Source organism: Mesorhizobium sp. M0615 (assembly GCF_040320805.1).
In the GTDB taxonomy this organism is placed as follows: Bacteria; Pseudomonadota; Alphaproteobacteria; order Rhizobiales; family Rhizobiaceae; genus Mesorhizobium.
Map to the genome: position 1 here is coordinate 314,644 of NZ_JAMYQI010000008.1, position 21,362 is coordinate 336,005.

Here is a 21,362-nt window from a genome sequence, read left to right on the forward strand (position 1 = left end):
TCCTGACGATTTGTGACATGCCAGCCACGAACCGGAGCCTATCGACTTCCCGCATCAAAAAATTTAGCTATCATGGCGAATAGTCGCTAAAAGCGGTCAATTGTGAGACAGCCTCTCCGCTACCCTTGGGTCAATTTCGATGTCGATGATGTGCAGGCACCTGCGATTGCCGTGCGCGTTGACGTTACCGAAACCAAAGCGGAAGTGGCTGCCCATTGGCATCGGAAGGGCCAGCTCGTCTTCGCGCTCGGCGGTGGCGTCACCTGCCGCGTGCCCAGCGGTCTGTGGATGGTGCCGCCGCATTGCGGGGTGTGGATTCCCGGTGGCATGGAACACAGCAATATCGCGACGGCCAATGCGCGGATTTTCTTCGTCTATATCGAGCCGGGAGCCGCCGATCTGCCGGACCGGTGCTGCACGCTGTCGATCTCGCCATTGTTGCGCGAACTGATCATCGAGCTGGCCGATCGCGTGGAGGAGGATGAGGCGAGGGACGGGCTCCTGACCACGATCCTGCTCTCCGAACTGCCGCGCATGCCGGTCCAGCAGCTGCATCTGCCGATCTCCGCCGAGCCGCGCTTGCGGCGGATCGCCGATGCGTTGGCGCAAGACCCTGCCGACCGCAGCACGCTTGCAGAGTGGGCCAACCGCGTCGCGCTCTCAGAAAGCAGTCTCGCCCGTCTTGTGGTGAAGCAGACCGGACTGAGCTTCGGCCGCTGGCGCCAGCAATTGCATCTGATCGTCGCCATAAGGGAGCTGGCCTCGGGTGCCAGCGTGCAGCAGGTTTCAGGCGATCTTGGCTATGGCTCCGTCACCGCCTTCATCACCATGTTCAAGAAGGCGCTTGGCAAGCCGCCGGCAAAGTATCTCGCCAGCGTCGCGCACAATGGCGGCTCCGCCTTCGTTGGATGATCGATGCGCCTGTGGCAAGCCTCAGGCCGGGGAGGGCTCAATGGCTTCGGGGCGCGGCATCGGCTTTTGCTCCAGCACTTCTTGCACGATGCCGCGGGCGATCTCGCGTTCGCCCATGATGACGGTGTCGGCGCCGAGCCCCATCAGGTGCTCGACCTCGGCATCGGAATGGGCCCGCGCTATGACGTTGATGCCGGGATTCGCGGCGCGTGCCCTGAGCACGATCTGCCCGGCCTCGAACGCGTTGGGGATGGCAAGGATCAAGCGTTTGGCCCCCTGCGGATTGGCGGCGGCAAACACGCCCCCATTGGCCGCATTGCCGGAGACGATTTCGACGCCGTCGTCTCTGAGCCTCGCCAGCGTCTTGTCGGCGTCCTCGATGACCAGGAAGGGCAGCGATGCCTGTTTCAGCGCCGCGCCGACCAGGCTGCCGACGCGGCCGTAGCCGATCAGGATGGTGTGGCCCGAAAGCGTTGTGCGTGGCGGCGGGCCGTCCTCTTTGGCAGCAGCGGCCACCGAGGCCACTTGTCCGGGCTGCGTCGCCGGGCCGACTGGCTTGGCCTCTTCCGGTGGTGCTGCCTTGGCGGCGCGCGCGTCCAGCCACGGCTTCATCCAGTCGAGGGCAAGGAACATCAGCGGATTGACCAGGATCGACAGGATGGCGCCTGCCAAGATCAGGTCGCGTCCCTGTTCGGGCAACAGTTTCAGCCCGACGCCGAGCTCGGCCAGGATGAAGGAAAACTCCCCGATCTGCGCGAGGCTGGCCGAGATCATCAAGGCGGTTCCCAGCGGATAGCGGAAGGCGATGACGATGACGAAGGCGGCCAGCGACTTGCCGATCACGATGATGGCCAGCGTCGCCAGGATCGGCCAGCCATTGCTCATCAGGCTGAACGGATCGAACAGCATGCCGACCGAGACGAAGAACAGCACCGAGAAGGCGTCGCGCAGCGGCAGTGATTCCTCCGCGGCGCGGTGGCTGAGCTCGGATTCGCTCATGATCATGCCGGCGAAGAAGGCGCCGAGCGCCAGCGAGACGCCGAACAGTTTGGCGGCGCCGAAGGCGACGCCGAGCGCGATCGCCAGAACCGCCAGCCGGAACAGCTCGCGCGAGCCGGTATGGGCGACGTAATGCAGGATCCACGGAATGACCCGGCGGCCGACCACCAGCATGACGATGACGAAGGCGGCGACCTTGGCCAGCGTGAGGCCGACGACGCCCCAGATGCCGTAGCTGGCCGGCAGCGACAAAAGGCTCGCATGGTCATCGACCTGCGGCTGGCCGCCGAGCACGCCGGCCAACGCCGGCAAAAGCACCAGCGCCAGCACCATGGCGAGGTCCTCGACGATCAGCCAGCCGACGGCGATGCGGCCGCGCTCGGTCTCGATCAGCCGTCGCTCCTGCAACGCGCGCAACAGCACCACTGTGGACGCGACGGAAAGCGCCAGGCCGAAGACCAGGCCGGCGCCCATCGACCAGCCGAGCATCCAGGCAAGGCCGGCGCCCAGCGCGGTGGCAAAGCCGATCTGGACGATGGCGCCGGGTACGGCGATGGCGCGGACGGAGAGAAGATCCTTCAGCGAGAAATGCAGGCCGACGCCGAACATGAGCAGGATGACGCCGATTTCGGCCAACTCATTGGCAAGGCCGGCATCGGCGACGAAGCCGGGCGTGTTCGGCCCAACCAGCACGCCGGCGACGAGGTAGCCAACCAGCGGTGGGATGCGAAAGCGGTTGGCGAGCGCCCCGAAGATGAATGCCAGCCCCAGACCGGCGACGATGGTGGCGATAAGGGGCGTGTCATGCGGCATTGTCTATGGAGCGCCTTTCGGGAAATGTCGGGTGTGCGCCGCCCGAAGCCGCCGCCTTTTTCAATATGGTGGAGGGGGTGCGGGCGACGCAACCCGCAAGACGTAAATTGGTGGCGCGAGGGGCTGAAAAAACGAAAGGCGCGCGCAGCGAAACCGCCGCGCGCGCCAATAGCGAATGATCGATGAGCGTCACGCCGCCTGCAGCATGGCCTCGATGTCGATCAGCGGGCGGTTGGTCAGTGTCTTTGGGATCTCCGCCTGCACCTTGTCGGTGACTTCCTTGTGCAATTTCTTGCGCATGGTGCCGAGCACCAGCGGTGGCGCGACCAGCACGATGTCGTCGAAGATGCCGTGATGGGCGAGCTTGTAGAGCCGGTCCGCGATCTCTTCGGCAAAGCGTTCCTTGCCCTGCCGGTGCCAGTCGGTTTCCTCAACCGCGCTGCGATGCACGGAGGGGCCGTCATTGTAGCGGCCGGGACTGTCGCTGCCTTGTTCGCGCGTTGCCGGATTGTCCTGTTTCATCTCCTGGAAGAGCTGCAGGTTCGGATAGAGATTGTCGCCCTCGTTCTTCAGGAACAGCGCTTTCTCGCCATCGGCCACCATGACCAGAAGGCCATGTTTCAGGTTGATCTTGCTCATTTGCGGGCTCCTGTTTGAAGGTTCAAATCCAGCCGACGATTGTCTGTTACGGCAGGGGCAGAACGCGTGGCGAAGCGGGAACGTTCCACTTCGTTCGCCGAGATCGCACGCAGCCATATCAAGCCCGATCTATCGTCCATCGGAGCAATGTCCGAGGTGACGGCTTTAATCTACTAGATTGGTAGAATTCAGAAAAAATAATTTTGCAGCTTGGCCGGCTCCCGGATAAAAGAGCCGCAGAACGAGGCCTGCGGTAGCAGCTTGAATCCGCCTGGTATGCGGATGTGGAATATTTTTCTCTTGGCCCTTTGGCTTGCGGAAAAGCGATTGCCTCCCGCAAGGGGATGCGCGAGTGGGTTCCTTCAGCTTTTTCGCGTCCGCGCCTAAAACTGCCGAATTGTTCCGGAATCTGTTCGTCATGCCGCACGCCAATCCCAAGCTCACCGCGTTCCCGGTCTTCATGCGGGTCGAAGGCGAAGCCGTGGCCATCGTCGGCGGCGGAGGCGAAGCATTGGCCAAGGCGCGGCTGCTTGGTCAGTCAAGTGCTGTGCTTCGCATCATCGCCGATGTTGCCGACGCCGAATTGCTGAGCTTCATCGCCGCGACCGGCGCCATCCGTATCGACGCCCCCTACGACGCCGCGCATCTCGAAGGCGCGGTCTTGGTGTTTGCCGCCAGCGGCGACGAGACGCTCGACCGCCGCGTCGCCGACGATGCGCGCCGCCTTGGCATTCCGGTCAATGCCGTCGACCGGCCGGAGCTGTGCGATTTCTTCACCCCGGCGCTGGTCAACCGCGCCCCTGTCGCCATCGCCATCGGCACGGAAGGCGCGGGTCCGGTGCTGGCGCAGATGCTGCGCAGCCGCATCGACCGCATGCTGTCGCCGTCGCTCGGGCCACTGGCAGCGCTTGCCGCGTCGTTCCGGGGTGCCGCCGAAAAGCTGCTGCCGAAAGGCAACGCCCGCCGCCAGTTCTGGAGCAGTTTCTTCCAGGGTGCACCGGCGCGCGCCGTCGAAGCCGGCGAGCTTTCGCAGGCGCATGACGCCGCCACCGATCTGTTGCTGTCGAAGGCTCCGGCTTCGGGCCATATCGCCCTGGTCGGCGCCGGGCCAGGTGCTGAGGATCTTCTGACGCTGCGCGCGCATCGGCTTTTGATGGAAGCCGACGTCATCGTCTATGACGCGTTGGTGCCGGAGGCGATCGTCGCCATGGGCCGCCGCGACGCCGAGCGGCTGCCGGTCGGAAAACGCAAGGGATGCCACACCAAGAGCCAGGCCGAGATCAATGCGCTGCTGGTCGAGCTTGGCAGGCAGGGCAAGCGCGTCGTGCGGCTGAAGTCGGGCGACCCGCTGGTGTTCGGCCGCGCCGGCGAGGAGATGGCCGCACTGCGCGATGCCGGCATCGCCTATGATGTCGTCCCCGGCGTCACCGCCGCCTTTGCCGCCGCCGCCGATTTCGAGCTGCCGCTGACGCTGCGCGGCGTCTCCTCGTCGATGGTGTTCACCACCGGCCATGATCTGAAGGGCAATTCGCTGCCGGATTGGGCCAAGCTCGCCATTTCCGGCGCCACCGTCGCCGTCTATATGGGCCGCTCGGTCGCCGCCGAAGTCGCCGGACGGCTGATCGAGGCCGGCCTGTCGCCGGACACGGCGGTTGCCGTGGTCGAGAATGCCAGCTTGCAGAACCGCCGCCGTTTCCACGGCACGCTGGCCGATTTGCCGTCGCTGGAAGCGCGCGCCGATCTGACTGGTCCGGTGATGACCATCATCGGCGACGCGGTTGCCGGCGCCAACTTTGAACGTTCCGAGCCGCTCGCGGCACATAGTCATGAGAGCGCCGCCAATGCGGCCGACGCAGAGGTCGAGCCATGAAGATACTGACCGCAAACCGCCTCTCCGACGGCATCGCCGTCTGGTACGCCGATGGTGGCTGGGCCGAGACGGTCGACCATGCCGACCTTGCCCATGACCAAGCGGCAGAGGACAGGCTGGAAGCAATCGGCGCCAAGGCCAACGCCAACAATCAGGTTGTCGACGTCAATCTGATCGACGCTGAAGTCGTCAATGGCATCGTCGTGCCGGTGCGGCTGCGCGAAAAGATCCGCGCCGCCGGCCCGACCATCCGGGAAGATCTGGGCAAGCAGGCTGCGCGGGCAGCTTAACAAAATACGGGCGGACGCGCCCTGAAAGACGAAACATGTACCGCTACGATGAGTTCGACCACGATTTTGTCCAGGCCCGCGTCGCCGAGTTCAGCGACCAGGTCGAACGCCGGCTGTCCGGCGAGATCACCGAGGATCAGTTCCGGCCGCTGCGGCTGATGAACGGCGTCTACCTGCAGCTGCACGCCTACATGCTGCGCATCGCGGTGCCCTATGGCACGCTGAACAGCGCGCAACTGCGCATGCTCGGCCACATCGCGCGCAAATACGACAAGGGCTACGGCCACTTCACCACGCGCCAGAACATCCAGTTCAACTGGCCGGCGCTGTCCGACATTCCGGCGATCCTGGCCGATCTCGCCAGCGTCGAGATGCATGCCATCCAGACCAGCGGCAATTGCATCCGCAACGTCACCGCCGATCACTTTGCCGGCGCCGCCGCCGACGAGGTCGCTGATCCGCGCCCCTATGCCGAGATCCTGCGGCAATGGTCGTCTGTGCATCCGGAATTCTCGTTCCTGCCGCGCAAGTTCAAGATCGCGGTGACCGGGGCCGAGCGCGACCGCGCCGCCATCCAGACGCATGATATCGGTCTGCATCTGAAGAAGAACGCCGCCGGCGAGCTCGGCTTTGCCGTCTATGTCGGTGGCGGCCAGGGCCGCACGCCGATGGTGGCGCGCAAGATCCGCGACTTCCTGCCGGAAGCCGACCTGCTGTCCTACTGCACGGCGATCCTGCGCGTGTACAACCTCTATGGCCGCCGCGACAACAAGTACAAGGCGCGCATCAAGATCCTCGTCCACGAGACCGGCGTCGGGGAAATCACCCGGCAGGTCGAGGCCGAATGGCAGGAGCTGAAGGACGCCGAGCTGAAGCTGCCGGAAGCCGACATCCGTGCCATCGACGCCTATTTCGCGCCGCCGGCACTGACCGCCCGGCCGGAAGGCGACGCGGCGATCAAGCTGGCGCGGCTCGATTCCAAAAGCTTCTCGGATTGGCTCGACCAGAATGTCGTGACCCATCGCCATCCCGACTATGCCGCGGTGACGATTTCGCTGAAAGGCATCGGCGAGGTGCCGGGCGATGCCACCGACAGCCAGATGGAAGCGGTCGCCGACATCGCCGAGAAATACGCTTTCGACGAATTGCGCGTCAGCCATGAGCAGAACCTGATCCTGCCGCATGTGGCGCGCGCCGATTTGAAAGCGGTCTACGACGCTTTGGTCGACATTGGCCTCGCGACGGCCAATTCCAACCTGATCAGCGATATTATCGCGTGCCCTGGCCTCGACTATTGCGCGCTGGCGACGGCGCGCTCGATCCCGATCGCGCAGGAGATTTCGCTTCGCTTCGCCTCGCTCGAGCGGCAGCGCGAGATCGGCGAATTGAAGCTCAAGATTTCCGGCTGCATCAATGCCTGCGGCCATCACCATGTCGGCCATATCGGTATCCTCGGCGTCGAGAAGAAAGGCTCCGAACTGTACCAGGTGACGCTTGGCGGATCGGCCGACGAGAACACCTCGGTTGGCGAAATCATCGGCCGCGGCTTCTCTTCGGAAGAGATCACGGACGCCATCGAGCAGATCGTCGACACCTATCTCGGCCTTCGGCTCGGTCCCAGTGAACGTTTTATCGACGCCTACCGCCGTGTCGGTCCCGCGCCGTTCAAGGAGGCGCTCTATGCTGGCGAAACCAAGGCCGCTTGACCGCATCGTCGACGTCGACGACAGCATCGCCGCCAAAGCGGCGGGCTTCGACGCGCTGTATGGACATCTGAGCCCGCTCGACATCATCGAACGCGCGGCGAGCGAATTGTTTCATGACGAGATCGCCGCCGTGTCGTCCTTCGGCGCGGATTCCGCCGTCCTGCTGCATATGATCGCCAAGGTCGACCGCACGCTGCCGGTCATCTTTCTGGACACCGGCAAGCATTTCGAAGAGACGCTGGGCTATCGCGATGCGCTGGTCGCCGATTTCGGGCTGACCAACATCAGGGTGATCAAGCCCGAAGACGCGGCGCTCGAGCGGGTCGATCCGACCGGCAATCTGCACCAGAGCAATACCGATGCCTGCTGCGACGTGCGCAAGGTCGAGCCGCTGGCGCGCGGCGTCGCCCCCTTCCGCGCCTGGCTGACCGGCCGGAAGCGCTTCCAGGCGGCGACGCGAGCCGCGCTGCCGGTGTTCGAGGCGGTCGGCCCGCGCGTACGCGTCAATCCGCTGGCGCACTGGACGACATCCGACCAGGCTGACTACATGCGCGCGCATGCGCTGCGCGAAAATCCGCTGGTTGCGTACGGCTATCTGTCGATCGGCTGCTTCCCATGCACGCAGCCGGTGCAGCCGGGCGAGGATGCGCGAAGCGGACGCTGGGCCGGTCATGCCAAGACCGAGTGCGGCATCCATCTGTCGGGACTGGAAGTGTCGCTGACCGACGCATCCCTTTAAGCTATGGTGATATTCAGGTGAGATTGGCCTGCAACGGCGGCTTCCGCTCGGAGGCCGCCGGTTTCGTGTGGACCGGCTTCGCGGACTTCGATTTTGGGGCTTTTAGGAATTTTCGATGACTGAACCGACGACAGCGGAGACCCGCCTCTGGACCCGGACGGGTTTTCGCGAGGACGAGTGGACACATGCCGAAAGTGCGGATGCACTGGCGGGCAATGGCCGCTTCATCCTGCCGTTGCAGGCATTTCTCGGCCTCGATGCCGAAGTGCGGCGCTCGGCCAAGGAGCGGCTTGGCGTCGCGCTGCAGCCCGGCGACCAGCTGGAAAAGATTGTGGATCTGCTCGACCAGCTGTCGCTGGTGGCGCTGGCCTTCCCGGCCTTCAGCGACGGCCGCTCGTTTTCCAAGGGCGAATTGCTGCGCAGCCGCTACCATTTCGAGGGCGCGGTCCGCGCCACTGGCCAGGTGCTCGTCGACCAGCTGCCGCATATGCTGCGCCTCGGCTTCGACGAGTTCGAAATCTCCAACCCGGTTCTGCTGAAGCGCCTCGAAGAAGGCCGCACAGGCGGGCTGGGCCTTTACTATCAGCCGACCGAAGCGTCGGAGCCGAAGGGGCCGAAATACTCCTGGCGGCGCGTTCGCACCAGCTGACGCAGCGGTAATTTCGCCTGTCTTTACAAAGACTGTGATCTCTTGGCTGTCCGGACGGAAGTATCCGCCAGGCGGGAAGCCGCGCTGATCGGCGGCAACACCAATGCAGCGACCATCATGATCGCCGAAAAGGCGGCTGACGTGATCAGGGCTGCAAGGTCCTGATGCGCGAGGAGCGCAAGGCCACCTGAGCAGATCTTCTGGGAGATGCAGCCGCGCCTTTGGTGCGGCGGTTTATTTTTTGTTTTATGCGATCCCGAGGGAAAGCGCTGCGCGGTCTTCCCGGGAAAACCGCTTCACTTTGCTGGAATGCTTTCAGGCCAAGGCCCGCGCTTCGCGAAACGAGACCAGCTTGCGGCGATTCTCGTCCCATAGCGCCAGCTTGACGCAGCGCAGGCTGTCGAGAAGCGTGACGCGGCCGATGCCGCGCAGTTCCGGATAGTCGCGCAGCACTTCCTGCAGCCGGTAGCCCGGCACCTTGGCGGAGAGATGGTGCACGTGATGGACGCCGATATTGCCGGTGAACCAGTTCAGCACCGGCGGCAAATCGTAATAGGACGAGCCGTGCAGGGCGGCACGCTGGAATTCCCACTCTTCGTCCTTCGCCCATTCCGTCTCCTCGAACTGGTGCTGGACGTAGAACAGCCAGATGCCGGCCGATCCGGCGAGGATGACGATCGGCAGATGGACGACCAGGAAAGCGCCGGGGCCGATCCACCAGATGAGCAGGGCCGCGGCAATCGCAATGGCGAGATTGGTGGTCATCGACGACACCCAGGGCGTCAGGCCGCCGCGCATCATGCCGATCGGCAGCCGCTGCTCGAAGATGAACAGCCAGATCGGGCCAAGGCCGAACATCACCAGGGGATGGCGGTAGAGACGATAGGCAAGGCGTCCCCGCCAAGACAGCTGCCGGTATTCAGCAACCGTCAACGTTCTGATGTCGCCCATGCCGCGTTCGTCGAGGTTGCCAGCGCTGGCGTGATGGGTGGCGTGCGCGCGCCGCCAGCAATCGTATGGCGTCAGCGTCAGCACGCCCAGCGCACGGCCGATCCAGTCGTCGGCGGTGCGGTTGGCGAAGAAGGAGCCGTGGCCGCAATCGTGCTGGATCATGAAGATCCGCACCAGAAAACCGGCGGCGGGAAGGATGAGGATCAAGCCCCACCAGTGGCCATAGGAATAGGCAGCCGAAGACAGCGCCCACAGCGTAACGAAAGGAATGAGGGTGATGGCGAGTTCAAGGGTGCTGCGTCGCCGGTCAGGCTTCTTGTAGCGCGCCAGGATCTTCAACCAGGCGCGCTTGCTGTTGGCGGCCGTCTCGGGGGAAATCATGTTCATCAGGAAGCATAGGCGGGGCGTCCCGCTGCCGCAAGGAAAAGCTCACGCAAAATTACTGCGCGTAATTGTCGCGCGATAGCATCGCTATTGACGGCGTTGGCCGCCGGCCATGCTGGCTTCTATGCCGTCCAGCCGGTCGAGCAGGTCCCGGAAACGGGCGGGAATGTCGGCCTCGGTGCGGAAGGCCGGCAAGGTGCGCAAGAAGCGCGTCGTCGCCTCGGTGCCGAACTGGCGCCTGATGTCGGCGGCGAGCTCTTCGCTTCTGTTGCCAGTATTGCGGTCCATTGTCTCAAATCCTGTGTCGGTTTCAAAACTCCTCCAAGCTTTGAATGGTTCCCCATAGCGGGGTATTGGCAAGCAAAGGCTGCCGTTACGGTAAAGTTTGAATTAATTTTGAACGTCCTTGCGCCGCGCAGCAAGTCCGACGGGCAGCCCGCAACATTGCCTGCTGTGGGGCGTCCTCCTGGGTTTGCCCCTTGATTTTTGGCCGCCAAACCTCGATATCGGGCGCAAATCCAAACCATTCGAATGACGGGAAATGGCGATGAGCGACCAGACAAAAGACGAACGCGCGCCCGAGGATATCGAAACGGCCGAGGCCGAGCGCACGCAAGGCGGCATCGACGGCGACTATGAAGCGCTGGTGCGGCTGCTGAAGGAAAACGAGGAGCTGAAGGACCGCGCGCTGCGCGTCGCAGCCGAGATGGAGAATCTGCGCCGCCGCACCGCCCGCGACGTGCATGATGCGCGCGCCTATGCGGTGGCCAATTTCGCCCGCGACATGCTGTCGGTGTCGGACAATCTGCGCCGCGCGCTCGATGCTATCCCCGCCGAGGCGAAAGCGGCCGGAGATGCCGGCTTCAAGGCGCTGATCGACGGCGTCGAGATCACCGAGCGCGCCATGCTGTCGACGCTGGAACGGCATGGGGTGAAGAAGCTCGAACCGGAAGGTGAGAAGTTCGACCCGAATTTCCACCAGGCGATGTTCGAAGTGCCCAATCCCGATGTGCCGGCCAACACCGTCGTCCAGGTCGTGCAGCCGGGCTATTCGATCGGCGAGCGCGTGCTGCGGCCGGCCATGGTCGGGGTCGCCAAGGGCGGCCCCAAGATCGCGGCCACCGAAGCGCCGGTCGAGCCGGGGCCGGTGAACGAGCAGGCCGAGAAGGATGCGTGAGTAGGGTAGGCAGTAGGGAATAGGGAATAGGGAATAGGCAGGCGTATCAATCGCGCGGCTTCGTGTTATTCATACTTTCCCTAATTCCCAATCCCTACTACCTCATGTCCCTGACACCCATCGACCTCCTCGACTATGCCGGCGTCGCCGTCTTTGCCGCGACCGGGGCGTTGGCGGCTTCGCGCAAGCAGCTCGACATTATCGGCTTCCTGTTTCTGGCCAGCGTCACCGGCATTGGCGGCGGCACGCTTCGCGACGTCATCCTCAACCTGCCCGTCTTTTGGGTCGCCAACTCCGGCTATGTGCTGGTTTGCGCGGCGGTTGCGGTGCTGGTCTTCTTCATCGCCCACCGCGTCGAATCCCGCTGGAAATGGCTGCTCTGGCTCGACGCCATCGGATTGGCGGCCTTTTCCGTAATGGGCGCGGCCAAGGGGCTGGCCATCACCGGCTCGCCGGTCGTCTCCGTTGTTATGGGCGTGTTGACCGCCACATTTGGCGGCATCCTGCGCGATCTGCTGGCCGGCGAGCCATCGGTGCTGCTCAGGCCCGAAATCTACGTCACCGCCGCACTCGCGGGCGCCGGCCTCTACACACTTGGCGATCTTGCCGGCCTGCCGCCGCTCGCCTCGGATATCGCCGGCTTCGTCGCGGCTTTCCTGGTGCGCGGCGGCGCGCTGAAATTCGGCTGGACCTTTCCGTCCTACAAGAGCCGCCCGGGACGGCGACCGGAGGATATTCCGTAGGGAGAGGGATTAGGGAATAGGGAATAGTCGGTAGTCAGCAATTCGCGGCAGCCTTCACTACTGCCTACTGCCTACTGCCTACTGCCTCACGCCGCAAAGCGCTGCGCTTCCCCGCCATAATAGTTGACGTAGCGGGCGCCGATTTCCTTGACCGGCATCACCACGAACACATCGACGGTGGAGAACTCACGGTCGATGACGCAGCCGTCGCCGATGCGGGCGCCGACGCGCAGATAGCCCTTGACCAACGGCGGCATGGCCGCAATCGCCGCCTTGGCGTTGACCGCCTCGATCGGCATCAGGTCCATCGAGCAATAGCGCCCGGAGACCGCCCGCACATCCCAGGCGGAGTTGGTCCGGCAGTGATGGGCAAGGTAGGTGAGCGCCTCGGCATGCGCAGCCGGCACCGTGCCAGGGAACGAGGCACAACCGGTCATCACGCCGATCTCATAGTGGTTGATGTAGGCCCAGATGCCTTGCCACAGCGCCTCGATGGTGCGCTTCGAGCGGTATTCCGGCAGCACGCAGGAGCGGCCGAGCTCAAGGAAGCGCTGGCCAGGATGGCGGGCGATCAGCTTGGTCAGTTCGAACTCGCCTTCGGAATAGAAGCCGCCGGCGGTCGCGGCAATCTCTTGCCGCAGCAGGCGGTAAGTGCCGACGATGCGGCGATGCTCGGGGCCGGAGATCGAGGTGTCAAGCACCAGCAGATGGTCGCACAGCGGGTCGAAGCGGTCGGCGTCGCGCCGGTCCTGCGCCTGGAACAGGTCCTTCCTGGCGCCAAGCTCGTCATAAAACACCCGGTAGCGCACTTCCTGCGCGGCGGCGATCTCGGCCTCATTGCGGGCAAGCCGCACTTCGAGATTGCCGATACGGCCCAGCGGTGCGCCTGTTGCGACGGCATCGGCGTTCCGCGCGGCGAGCAAAGCGCCGCCTGCGCTGGGCCGAGTGTCACATTCCGGCATAACTGTATGCACGAGTGATTCTCCTTCGAGCCATCCCTCTTGGCACGGGGATACGGTGTAGGTGCAACAGGATTGTGACAGTACCGTGATACGGCGCGACGGGCAATACTTCGTCGGCTGGCGAAAACCCTCATTCGGCTACCTACGTGACGCGAGGATTGCGCCAGCGTCGCCTTGAAGCGCGTCGCGCTGGGACGATTCACGCGACGCGCTTCAAGTCTTTGTTTTGCATGTCGTCTTCTCAAACCGGGGCCACTTTTGAGCGACATGAATTCAGGCGGCCACCTGGCCCTCGACGGCATGGACCAGCGCGTCGGGATCGAGCGGCTTGGTGACAAAGCCGCTGGCGCCATGGGCGAGCACGGTGTGGCGGGTCTTTTCCTGGCTGTCGGCCGAAAGCACCATGATCGGAACCGGCGGCACAGCCATTTCCTCCTCGTGGCGGCGGATGGCGGCGATCGCGTCCAGCCCGTCCATGACCGGCATGTGCAAATCCATCAGCACCACATCGAAGCGATTTTTCAGCCCGGCTTCGGTCACCGCCTCGACCGCGGCCTTGCCATTGCCGACCACTTTCACGCGATGTCCCGCCTTCAAAAGCGTGGCGCGGGCAAGCATGGCGTTGATGTCGTTGTCTTCGGCGATCAGCACCGACAAACCTTGCTGGCGCCCGCCATGGGCACGAAGCGAGGACGCGCCGGTCTTTTCCGGCTTGGGCGGCGGCAAGGCAGGGGCATGACTGGTCAGCAGCACGCGCAGGAGGGTTTCGCCGCGCACCGGCCTCGCCAGGAAGGTGGCGTAGCCGTTGGTGCGGAATTCGCCAAGCATGCCGCGGTCGGTCGGCGCGATCAGCGTGATCGTCTCGCAATCGGCAAAGCCACTCTGGCGCAGGCGCTTGAGCAGTCTGCCGTCGCCGTCCTCCAGGGCCGCGTCGATCAACAGCACATCGCAATGTTCGGCGAAGGGCGTCGCCTGGGAAGCGGTTGCGGCGACCTCGACGGCGCCGCCATGGGCGCGGATGGTGCGGGCGATGGCGTCGGCCTCGACGGCGTTCTTCGACACGATCACGGCGCGCCGGCCGGCCAGGATGTTCTGCCGGTTCTGCGGTGCTTCGGTTGCTCCTGCGGCCGGGATCTCGAAGACGAATTCCGATCCCTCGCCAAGCCGGCTCGACACCGAAATGGCACCGCCCATGGCGGCGACCAGGCGCCTCGATATGGCCAGACCGAGGCCGGCGCCGCCATGGGTGCGGGTCGAGGTGCCGTCGGACTGTTCGAACTCCTCGAAGATGCGCTCCATATCCTCTTCGCGCAGGCCAGGGCCGGTGTCGGCGACGGTGAAGCAGATGCGGTCGCTGGTCTCGGTGCAGGCCCGTGCAACCGAAACCAGCACGCCGCCGGTGTCGGTGAACTTGATCGCATTGCCGATCAGGTTGAGCAGCACCTGCCTGACTCTTCCCGGATCGGCCATGATCATCTGTGGCACGTCGGGCTCGACATGACAGCCGAGGCCGATGTTCTTGGCGAAGGCTTTCGCCGCCATCAGTTCGATGATGTTGTCGGCAATTTCACGCAACGATGTCGGCTGCGGTTCCGGGTCGAAGCGGCCGGCCTCGATCTTGGAATAGTCGAGCAGGTCTTCGATGAGCGCCAAAAGCGCGCTGGCCGAGGTCGAGATGGCGCCGACATAGGTGCGCTGCTCGGGCGACAGATTGGTGTCAGCCAGAAGCTTGGCCATGCCCATGATGCCGTTCATCGGCGTGCGGATCTCATGGCTGACGGTGGCGAGGAAGCGCGACTTGGCCTGGCTGGCATATTCGGCGCGCTCGCGCGCGGTGATCAGCGAGGATTCGGCGCGTTTGCGCGCGGTGATGTCGCGGGCAATCGCCCGGTGCGAGACGGCGCCGCTATCCTTGTCGCGTACCGACAGTTCGATCCACGAGAACCAGCGCGGACCGTTCGGGGTGCGTATGGAGACGTCGGTGGAACTCAGGCATTCATGATCGGAAAAGGCGGCGTCGGGGACGATGCCGACATCGATGCCGTGTTCGGCGAGGGTCCTCCCGGCAAGGTCGCGTTGGTCGGTTCCGACGAGGCTGGCGAAAACCTTGTTGGCGTAGACGATGTGGCCGTCGCGGTCGCGGTGGACGACGAGATCGCCGAGCGCATCGATCAGCCCGCGAAAACGCTCCTCGCTCTCCTGCATCTCCCACATGCGGTCGGCCAGCGTCTCGATCTCGGCGCGGCTGCGGGCCGCGGTTTCGTCGAGCAAGGCCGCCGCGCGGCGGACGGTGCGCCGGCTGCGCAGGTGCATGGCGACGCCGGCAAGGCCTGTCGCCAGCAAGCCAAGGGTGATGAAGATCGGAGCGCCGGTGAGGTGGGAGAGGCCCGCCAGCACGACACTGGCGACCACCGTCAGGAACGGCAGGCCCTCGGACGTGGCGCGCGGCAAATCCGGCGCCAGAGGCGGCGGCGCAACACGCTGCCGCTTCGCCGTCGCCGGACTCGGCCCGTCGACGCTTTCGGCACGGCTCTTCTCTTTCCTGGCGGACTCCGCGATCATGCGGAACTCCTTGCCAGATAGAGATTATGGAAAAGCGCGGCGGATCGTTCGAATTTTAGCGGTCATGCATTTTTGGCGGTTTTCCGCATCGCCTGATCTTTTCCGAAACCTGATTCCCTTTCGGGATCATGCTTCGGGAGCCTCACATATCGACAACCACGCGGCCCCTGATCTTGCCCTCGACGATGTCATGGGCGGCGGTGATGATGCCGTCGAAGCCGATGGTCGTCGACAGGCCGGCGAGCTTCTTGAGATCAAGATCGCTGCCGATGCGGCGCCAGGCTTCCAGCCGCACAGCCTTTGGCGCCGTCACTGAATCGATGCCGAGCAGCGAGACGCCGCGCAGGATGAAAGGGGCGACGCTCGACGGCAGATCCATGCCACTCGCCAGGCCGCAGGCGGCGACCGCGCCGCCATAGGCGGTCATCGACAGCACATTGGCCAGCGTGTGGCTGCCGACGGCATCGATGCCGCCGGCCCAGCGCTCCTTGGCCAGCGGCTTGGCCGGCTGGGAGAGTTCCTCGCGCGAAATCACTTCGGCGGCACCGAGGTCGATCAGATAGGAGCTTTCGGCGTTGCGGCCGGTCGAGGCGATGACGTGATAGCCAAGGCTGGACAGGATCGAGACCGCGACCGACCCAACGCCGCCGGCTGCACCCGTCACCACCACCGGGCCGCGATCCGGCAGGATGCCGTGCCGCTCCAGCGCCATGACGCTAAGCATGGCCGTATAGCCGGCGGTGCCGACCGCCATCGCATCGTGCGCGCTGATGCCGTCGGGCAACGGCACCAGCCAGTCGCCGTTGACGCGCGCGCGCCCGGCATAGGCGCCGAAATGCGTCTCGCCGACGCCCCAGCCATTGAGGATGACCTTGTCGCCCTTGCGCCAGTCGGCATGCGATGAGGAGAGGACGGTTCCGGCGAAATCGATGCCCGGCACCAGCGGCCAGCGGCGGATCACTGGCGCTTTCCCAGTGATGGCCAGCCCGTCCTTGTAGTTGACCGTCGTCGCCTCGACCGCGACAGTTACGTCGCCTTCCATCAGATCGGCTTCGCCGAAATCGACGATCTCGACCGATTGCTTCTTTTCGGCGTCGCGCGAAACGAGGATGGCTTTGAAGGTTTCAGGCATCTCTTCTCCTCGGCTTCGCAAAGGCTGGCGGTCGGCATTGGCTGGCTCTGGCCGAACTGTGCGGCGACCGTCCGGCGAGGTCAATTGGTCAAAAGAGTCGGGCCGTCAGGCTTCTGGGCCTTGCGGCTTGGCCTCGCGCCGCCAGCCGATGAACTCGTCGAAGACGACCAGCGCCGCGCCGACCGAAATGAAGGCATCGGCAAGGTTGAAGACGGCGAAGGACCATACCGGCGTGTGGAACAATATATAGTCGATGACGTGGCCGTAGACGGCGCGGTCGATCAGATTGCCGATCGCGCCGCCGATGATCAGGGCAAAGCCGATGCGGGCCAGCACATGGCCGGAGGGCGTGCGCGTCGCCAGATAAAGCACGAAGGCAACGACCACGACCGCGATGACGACCAGGCCGGTGTCGCCGAAGGACGAGAACATCGAGAAGGCGATGCCGGTATTGTAGGTGCGAAACAGCGCCAGGAATGGCACCAGGTCGAGCTTTTCCTGGAAGACGAGGCCGGTCTCGATCAGATGCTTTATCCACTGGTCGAGCGCGATTGCCACCACCACCAGCAGCGCATAGGGAGACCATGATTTCACGATGTGGCGTCCTCGGGGGCAAGTTTCAGCGCGCCGCGCCGGATCTCGAACAGCATGATTCCGGTGGCGACCGCCAAATTGAGTGAATCGGCGCGGCCGGCCTGCGGAATCCGCAGCAGCCGGTCGCAGCTTTCCGCCAGATTGTCGGGCAGGCCCTGCTGCTCATTGCCCATCATCAAGAGCACCGGTCCTCGGGAGAAATCGACCGAGCGGTAGTCGACCGCACCCTTCAGATGGGTGCCGACCACCAGGCCCGAGAAGCTGTTTCGCCAAGCCAGAAATGCTTCCGGCGTCGCCTTGGTCACCGGCACGGCGAAGATCGAGCCCATGGTGGCGCGCACGGTCTCGACAGAAAAAGGATCGGTAGTCTCGCCGACCAGGATGACGCCCTTGGCGCCGACGGCATCGACGGTGCGGATGACGGTGCCGAGATTGCCGGGATCGCGCACCCGGTCGAGCGCCACCCAGACGTCGCCGTCGTGAGCGCGGATGTCTCTTAGCGGCAGCAGTTTTTGCCGGAAGACGCCGACCACCATTTGCGGATTGTCACGGCGGGTGATGGCGACCAGCACTTTTTCGGACACTTCGAGCACGGTGCCGCCGGCGGCAACCGTGCGCGCCGCCACCTTTTCGACCGCCGCATTGCCGCGTCCGGCCTTGGCGAAAACCAGCGTCCTGATCGACCAGCCGAGGTCGAGGGCGTCGATGACCAGCTTCAGCCCTTCGGCCATGAAGGCGTTCTGCTGGTCGCGGAATTTCTTCTGGGCGAGCGCCTTGATGTCCTTGATCAGCGGATTGGCAAGGCTGGTGACTTCCTTGACCTGCCCGGGCGCACCTGCGTGCCGCTCATTCATTCGGGACTCCCGGGCATTCAGGTCTCCCGGGCATTCAGGCCACCCAGCGCGAAAACAGCGATGTCGACAGCGCCCGGCCGGCGGATTGCTCGCGGATCATCAGTTCGCCTGATTCAACGGTGCCGCCCATGCCGGCAAAGGTGTCGCGCATCAAGGCATGGATGGCGAAGAAGGAGGCGCGGATGGAATAGGCGGTCAGCACCACGGTGAGCGGTTTCGGCGTCAGGATCGCGCGGCAAAGATCGGTCAGGCCGGGCAGGTCCTCGAACAACTGCCAGACCTCGCCCTTGGGGCCGCGGCCATAGGCGGGCGGGTCGAACAGGATGATGTCGTAGCGGCTGCCGCGGCGCTCTTCGCGCTCGGCGAATTTCACAGCATCGTCGACGATCCAGCGGATCGGCTTGCTGCCGAGACCGGCCATTTCCTGGTTTTCGCGCGCCCAGCCGACCGCCTTCTTGGAGGCATCGACATGGGTGACCTCGGCACCGGCGCGGGCGGCTACGAGAGACGCGAGCCCGGTATAGCCGAACAGGTTCAGCACCTTGACCGGGCGGTTGGCCGCCGCGATCAGGCTGGCCATATGGTCCCAGTGCGAAGCCTGCTCGGGGAAGACGCCGACATGGCGAAACGAGGTGAAGCGGCCGAGATAGTCGATGCCGTCATGCTTCATCGGCCAGGTCTCGCCCAGCGGTACCTTCGGGAACCGCCAGCGGCCGATGCCTTCCTCGTCGGTGTCGCCGGTGAAGATGGCGTCGGCTCGGTCCCAGTCCCTGGCGGGCAAGGCCTTTTGCCAGATCGCCTGTCCCTCGGGCCGCACGATGCGGTAGGGGCCGTATTGTTCGAGCTTCTCGCCGGCACCGCTGTCGAGCAGTGCATAATCCTGATTGGGCGCCACTTCGAGGATCACCGGCAGGCGCTCAGTGGGCAGGATGCCTTCGCGACGCGCCAGGATACGGGGGGCGGGCTTCGGATCAGACCGGTCGTCCGGTTTTGTTTCGTGGCGTTGCTGTCTGGCTTCGGGTCGGATTGGTACGGTCTCCGGCTGCGGCCGCGCATGTTCGGTCCTGCCTTTTGCGGGCGGACGGTTGTCGCGGCGTTTGTCGCGAAATGACTTCAAGCAGGAGCGTCTCCGGAGGCGGCAGGCCGCTTTTGGCATAGGGTCACCGGCTGCGCAAACAAAATGGTCCAGCGTGCGAATGTCTGAGGTGGTGGACCTCGCTGAGGAAACAGGCAAATCTCGAATCATGTCCCGTTCCGAACGCCTGCTCGACCTGATCCAGATCCTGCGCCGGCATCGCCGGCCGGTGAGCGGTCGCACGCTTGCCGGCGAGATGGACGTTTCGATCCGAACGCTCTACCGCGACATTGCCACGCTGCAGGGGCAAGGCGCGCCGATCGAGGGCGAGGCTGGGCTGGGCTATGTGCTGAAACCCGGCTTCATGCTGCCGCCACTGATGTTCACCGACGAGGAGATCGAGGCCATCGTTCTGGGATCGCGTTGGGTTGCCAGACAACCGGACAAGCGGCTGTCGGCCGCCGCCACCGACGCGCTGGCCAAGATCGCCGCTGTGCTGCCGGATGATCTGCGCGAGGACCTCGATGCGACCGCGCTTTTGGTCGGGCCGCACGGCGATGCTGTCGAAAGCATCGACCTTGGCCTGGTGCGCCAGGCGATCCGCAACGAGAGAAAACTCGGCTTTCTTTACCGCGACGCCGGCGGCGCCGCCTCCGAGCGCTTGATCTGGCCATTCGCGCTCGGCTTTTTCGACAAGGTGCGGGTGGTGGTGGCCTGGTGCGAGACGCGGCAGGATTTCAGACATTTTCGCGCCGACCGGATGTCGGGGCTCAACACCACGTATATCCGCTATCCGCGTCGTCGGCAGGCGCTGCTGAAGGAATGGCGCGCGACGCTGGACACCAAGTTGTCAGCAGCCTTGTGCGACAAGCGATTGTCTTCAGATAGCGTCGCGCTTGCCCCAGGAGAATAAGATGGACTTCGTCTCGATCCGCATCATTACCGATCAGATCAAGCCCTTGGTGGCATTCTACGACACCATCACCGGGCTTACCGCAACCTGGTTCACAGACGATTTCGCCGAACTGGCAACGCCGTCCTGCACACTGGCGATCGGCAGCACCCGCACGCTGGCCCTGTTCGGAACTGATGTGGCGCAGCCGGCCGCCAATCGCTCAGCGATCATCGAGTTTCGCGTCGCTGATGTTGATGCTGAGTACAGCAGGCTGGCGAAAATTATCGGCGATTTCGTACAGACGCCGACGACGATGCCATGGGGTAACCGGTCGCTGCTGCTGCGCGATCCCGATGGCAATCTGGTGAACTTCTTCACCCCGGTCAGCGCGGAAGCGATCAGGAAGTTCGATCGCAGAACCGGCGCAGACGCTACTGCTTGAGCGCGTTGTAGACGGCAATGCCGGCGGCAAGGTCCTCAAGCGCGGCGCCGACCGACTTGAACAGCGTGACCTCAGTGGGGCTCTGCCGGCCCTGTTTTTCCCCGCGCGCCAGCTCATGCAGATCGGCGACGATGGCTTCCGGCTTCAGCACGCCGGAGGCGAGCGGCTGGACGATGTCGCCGGCTTCCTTGGTGGCGCCGGCGCGGGTGTCGACATAGACGCGGGCGCGCGCGATCGCGTCGTCGTCGCTCTCGCGCATGGTCGGCGTGAAGCCGCCGACCAGATCGACATGCGCGCCCGGCTTGAGCAGCGCACCCTTGACCAGCGGCGTCGTCGTGATCGTCGCCGATGAGACGATGTCGGCCTCGGCGAGTTCGGCGTCGAGATCGCTTGCGGCCTCGGCGTTGAAACCGTCCGCGCGCAAATCAGCCGCGACCTTTTCGGCATTGGCGGGCGTGCGGTTCCAGATGCGGATGGTCTTGATCGGCCGCACCGCGGAGTGCGCCTTGGCGAGGAACGGCGACAGCGCGCCGGCGCCGACCACCAGAAGCCGCGATGCGTCCTCGCGGGCGAGATAGGAGGCCGCCACCGCCGAGGCGCAAGCGGTGCGCCACTGTGTCAGCCGTTGGCCGTCGATCAGCGCTTCGGGCTCGCCGGTGGCGCCGTTGAGCAGGAGGTAGAGCCCCATCACCGCCGGTTTGCCGATGGCGTTGTTGTCGGGCGATACGGTGACGATCTTGACGCCGATATGACCCCCGACCGACGTGCCGGCCGCATGGAAGTCGGTCCACGCCGGCATCAAAAGCAGCGTGGATGTGGCACCGTCGGGCCGCTCGACCCCGTGATGATGGCGGACGGGTTGCACAGCACCCTCGCGGAAGGCCGCGCGCAATGTCTCGACCAGCCCGGGAAAGGTCAGCGCCTGGTCGACAGCGTCGGCCGAAATGGTCAGCATGCAAACTCCGCGAAGATAA

The 21,362-nt window shown here is 64.5% G+C and carries 23 protein-coding genes; 11 read left to right on the forward strand and 12 right to left on the reverse strand.

Going from position 1 to position 21,362, the window contains the following annotated elements:
- The first annotated feature begins 102 nt into the window (after positions 1 to 102).
- Entirely contained in the window at positions 103 to 912 is an 810-nt protein-coding gene (locus NKI46_RS16655; protein WP_352460458.1) for an AraC family transcriptional regulator, read from the forward strand.
- A gap of 21 nt (positions 913 to 933) precedes the next feature.
- Here the strand turns inward: NKI46_RS16655 and NKI46_RS16660 are convergent, their stop codons facing one another.
- Genes NKI46_RS16660 through NKI46_RS16670 form a run of 3 tightly spaced genes read right to left on the reverse strand, consistent with a single transcriptional unit; the run spans position 934 to position 3,363 of the window.
- Positions 934 to 2,724, reverse strand: coding sequence for a cation:proton antiporter domain-containing protein (locus NKI46_RS16660; RefSeq protein WP_352562661.1), 1,791 nt, complete (start codon positions 2,722 to 2,724; stop codon positions 934 to 936).
- Entirely contained in the window at positions 2,714 to 2,917 is a 204-nt protein-coding gene (locus NKI46_RS16665; protein ID WP_352460460.1) for a hypothetical protein, read from the reverse strand. The genes NKI46_RS16660 and NKI46_RS16665 overlap by 11 nt, the downstream gene beginning before the upstream one ends.
- A complete protein-coding gene (locus NKI46_RS16670; RefSeq protein ID WP_023669773.1) occupies positions 2,914 to 3,363 on the reverse strand; it encodes a baeRF12 domain-containing protein in 450 nt (149 codons plus the stop codon). The genes NKI46_RS16665 and NKI46_RS16670 overlap by 4 nt, the downstream gene beginning before the upstream one ends.
- Positions 3,364 to 3,781: 418 nt before the next feature.
- Between NKI46_RS16670 and cysG the strand changes: the two genes are divergently transcribed.
- From cysG to NKI46_RS16700, 6 genes are all read left to right on the forward strand, one after another.
- On the forward strand, positions 3,782 to 5,233 hold the full coding sequence (gene cysG, locus NKI46_RS16675; RefSeq protein ID WP_352460461.1) for a siroheme synthase CysG: 1,452 nt from the start codon (positions 3,782 to 3,784) through the stop codon (positions 5,231 to 5,233).
- Positions 5,230 to 5,523 (forward strand): DUF2849 domain-containing protein, encoded by a 294-nt coding sequence (locus NKI46_RS16680; protein ID WP_023691980.1) that lies wholly within the window; start codon positions 5,230 to 5,232, stop codon positions 5,521 to 5,523. Before cysG ends, NKI46_RS16680 begins: the two co-directional genes overlap by 4 nt.
- 35 nt (positions 5,524 to 5,558) lie before the next feature.
- Entirely contained in the window at positions 5,559 to 7,229 is a 1,671-nt protein-coding gene (locus NKI46_RS16685; protein WP_023747039.1) for a nitrite/sulfite reductase, read from the forward strand.
- Entirely contained in the window at positions 7,204 to 7,968 is a 765-nt protein-coding gene (locus NKI46_RS16690) for a phosphoadenylyl-sulfate reductase (RefSeq protein ID WP_023698193.1), read from the forward strand. Before NKI46_RS16685 ends, NKI46_RS16690 begins: the two co-directional genes overlap by 26 nt.
- 115 nt (positions 7,969 to 8,083) lie before the next feature.
- Entirely contained in the window at positions 8,084 to 8,617 is a 534-nt protein-coding gene (locus NKI46_RS16695; RefSeq protein WP_352747019.1) for a DUF934 domain-containing protein, read from the forward strand.
- A gap of 42 nt (positions 8,618 to 8,659) precedes the next feature.
- A complete protein-coding gene (locus tag NKI46_RS16700) occupies positions 8,660 to 8,782 on the forward strand; it encodes a hypothetical protein (RefSeq protein ID WP_352747071.1) in 123 nt (40 codons plus the stop codon).
- A gap of 150 nt (positions 8,783 to 8,932) precedes the next feature.
- Here the strand turns inward: NKI46_RS16700 and NKI46_RS16705 are convergent, their stop codons facing one another.
- Positions 8,933 to 9,955: a fatty acid desaturase gene (locus NKI46_RS16705; RefSeq protein WP_352747022.1), complete on the reverse strand. Its 1,023-nt coding sequence runs from the start codon at positions 9,953 to 9,955 to the stop codon at positions 8,933 to 8,935.
- Positions 9,956 to 10,039: 84 nt separating this feature from the next.
- A complete protein-coding gene (locus NKI46_RS16710; RefSeq protein WP_023669766.1) occupies positions 10,040 to 10,240 on the reverse strand; it encodes a hypothetical protein in 201 nt (66 codons plus the stop codon).
- Positions 10,241 to 10,499: 259 nt separating this feature from the next.
- Between NKI46_RS16710 and grpE the strand changes: the two genes are divergently transcribed.
- Both grpE and NKI46_RS16720 read left to right on the forward strand, forming a co-directional pair.
- Positions 10,500 to 11,129: a nucleotide exchange factor GrpE gene (grpE, locus tag NKI46_RS16715; RefSeq protein WP_023691975.1), complete on the forward strand. Its 630-nt coding sequence runs from the start codon at positions 10,500 to 10,502 to the stop codon at positions 11,127 to 11,129.
- 110 nt (positions 11,130 to 11,239) lie between these two features.
- Positions 11,240 to 11,872: a trimeric intracellular cation channel family protein gene (locus NKI46_RS16720; protein ID WP_023683056.1), complete on the forward strand. Its 633-nt coding sequence runs from the start codon at positions 11,240 to 11,242 to the stop codon at positions 11,870 to 11,872.
- Positions 11,873 to 11,958: 86 nt separating this feature from the next.
- Here the strand turns inward: NKI46_RS16720 and olsB are convergent, their stop codons facing one another.
- The 6 genes from olsB to NKI46_RS16750 form a co-directional block, all read right to left on the reverse strand.
- Positions 11,959 to 12,834 carry a l-ornithine N(alpha)-acyltransferase gene (olsB, locus tag NKI46_RS16725; RefSeq protein ID WP_023683057.1) on the reverse strand — a complete coding sequence of 292 codons (876 nt, stop codon included), beginning with the start codon at positions 12,832 to 12,834 and terminating at the stop codon, positions 11,959 to 11,961.
- 273 nt (positions 12,835 to 13,107) lie between these two features.
- Positions 13,108 to 15,396 carry a response regulator gene (locus NKI46_RS16730; RefSeq protein ID WP_352747029.1) on the reverse strand — a complete coding sequence of 763 codons (2,289 nt, stop codon included), beginning with the start codon at positions 15,394 to 15,396 and terminating at the stop codon, positions 13,108 to 13,110.
- Between the two features lie 142 nt (positions 15,397 to 15,538).
- Complete coding sequence (acuI, locus tag NKI46_RS16735; protein WP_023737536.1) at positions 15,539 to 16,528, reverse strand: acrylyl-CoA reductase (NADPH); 990 nt, start codon at positions 16,526 to 16,528, stop codon at positions 15,539 to 15,541.
- A 105-nt stretch (positions 16,529 to 16,633) separates the two neighbouring features.
- Entirely contained in the window at positions 16,634 to 17,122 is a 489-nt protein-coding gene (gene lspA, locus NKI46_RS16740) for a signal peptidase II (protein WP_023669760.1), read from the reverse strand.
- On the reverse strand, positions 17,119 to 17,976 hold the full coding sequence (locus tag NKI46_RS16745) for a TrmH family RNA methyltransferase (protein ID WP_023683061.1): 858 nt from the start codon (positions 17,974 to 17,976) through the stop codon (positions 17,119 to 17,121). The genes lspA and NKI46_RS16745 overlap by 4 nt, the downstream gene beginning before the upstream one ends.
- A gap of 34 nt (positions 17,977 to 18,010) precedes the next feature.
- Positions 18,011 to 19,093 carry an RsmD family RNA methyltransferase gene (locus NKI46_RS16750; RefSeq protein ID WP_352747033.1) on the reverse strand — a complete coding sequence of 361 codons (1,083 nt, stop codon included), beginning with the start codon at positions 19,091 to 19,093 and terminating at the stop codon, positions 18,011 to 18,013.
- A 127-nt stretch (positions 19,094 to 19,220) separates the two neighbouring features.
- Here NKI46_RS16750 and NKI46_RS16755 point away from each other — a divergent pair, with 127 nt between their 5' ends.
- Positions 19,221 to 19,964: a helix-turn-helix transcriptional regulator gene (locus NKI46_RS16755; protein WP_023737537.1), complete on the forward strand. Its 744-nt coding sequence runs from the start codon at positions 19,221 to 19,223 to the stop codon at positions 19,962 to 19,964.
- Between the two features lies 1 nt (position 19,965).
- A complete protein-coding gene (locus NKI46_RS16760) occupies positions 19,966 to 20,388 on the forward strand; it encodes a VOC family protein (protein ID WP_023714120.1) in 423 nt (140 codons plus the stop codon).
- Here NKI46_RS16760 and lhpI read toward each other — a convergent pair.
- A complete protein-coding gene (gene lhpI, locus NKI46_RS16765) occupies positions 20,378 to 21,343 on the reverse strand; it encodes a bifunctional Delta(1)-pyrroline-2-carboxylate/Delta(1)-piperideine-2-carboxylate reductase (protein WP_023683067.1) in 966 nt (321 codons plus the stop codon). The genes NKI46_RS16760 and lhpI overlap by 11 nt on opposite strands.
- Positions 21,344 to 21,362 lie beyond the last annotated feature (19 nt).

Coding starts and splice junctions, on each gene's coding strand:
- NKI46_RS16660 (WP_352562661.1), bottom strand. CDS start 2,724: ATGCCGCATGACACGCCCCTTATCGCCACCATCGTCGCCGGTCTGGGG.
- NKI46_RS16670 (WP_023669773.1), bottom strand. CDS start 3,363: ATGAGCAAGATCAACCTGAAACATGGCCTTCTGGTCATGGTGGCCGAT.
- cysG (WP_352460461.1), top strand. CDS start 3,782: ATGCCGCACGCCAATCCCAAGCTCACCGCGTTCCCGGTCTTCATGCGG.
- NKI46_RS16680 (WP_023691980.1), top strand. CDS start 5,230: ATGAAGATACTGACCGCAAACCGCCTCTCCGACGGCATCGCCGTCTGG.
- NKI46_RS16685 (WP_023747039.1), top strand. CDS start 5,559: ATGTACCGCTACGATGAGTTCGACCACGATTTTGTCCAGGCCCGCGTC.
- NKI46_RS16690 (WP_023698193.1), top strand. CDS start 7,204: ATGCTGGCGAAACCAAGGCCGCTTGACCGCATCGTCGACGTCGACGAC.
- NKI46_RS16695 (WP_352747019.1), top strand. CDS start 8,084: ATGACTGAACCGACGACAGCGGAGACCCGCCTCTGGACCCGGACGGGT.
- NKI46_RS16705 (WP_352747022.1), bottom strand. CDS start 9,955: ATGAACATGATTTCCCCCGAGACGGCCGCCAACAGCAAGCGCGCCTGG.
- NKI46_RS16710 (WP_023669766.1), bottom strand. CDS start 10,240: ATGGACCGCAATACTGGCAACAGAAGCGAAGAGCTCGCCGCCGACATC.
- grpE (WP_023691975.1), top strand. CDS start 10,500: ATGAGCGACCAGACAAAAGACGAACGCGCGCCCGAGGATATCGAAACG.
- olsB (WP_023683057.1), bottom strand. CDS start 12,834: ATGCCGGAATGTGACACTCGGCCCAGCGCAGGCGGCGCTTTGCTCGCC.
- NKI46_RS16730 (WP_352747029.1), bottom strand. CDS start 15,396: ATGATCGCGGAGTCCGCCAGGAAAGAGAAGAGCCGTGCCGAAAGCGTC.
- acuI (WP_023737536.1), bottom strand. CDS start 16,528: ATGCCTGAAACCTTCAAAGCCATCCTCGTTTCGCGCGACGCCGAAAAG.
- NKI46_RS16745 (WP_023683061.1), bottom strand. CDS start 17,976: ATGAATGAGCGGCACGCAGGTGCGCCCGGGCAGGTCAAGGAAGTCACC.
- NKI46_RS16755 (WP_023737537.1), top strand. CDS start 19,221: ATGTCCCGTTCCGAACGCCTGCTCGACCTGATCCAGATCCTGCGCCGG.
- NKI46_RS16760 (WP_023714120.1), top strand. CDS start 19,966: ATGGACTTCGTCTCGATCCGCATCATTACCGATCAGATCAAGCCCTTG.
- lhpI (WP_023683067.1), bottom strand. CDS start 21,343: ATGCTGACCATTTCGGCCGACGCTGTCGACCAGGCGCTGACCTTTCCC.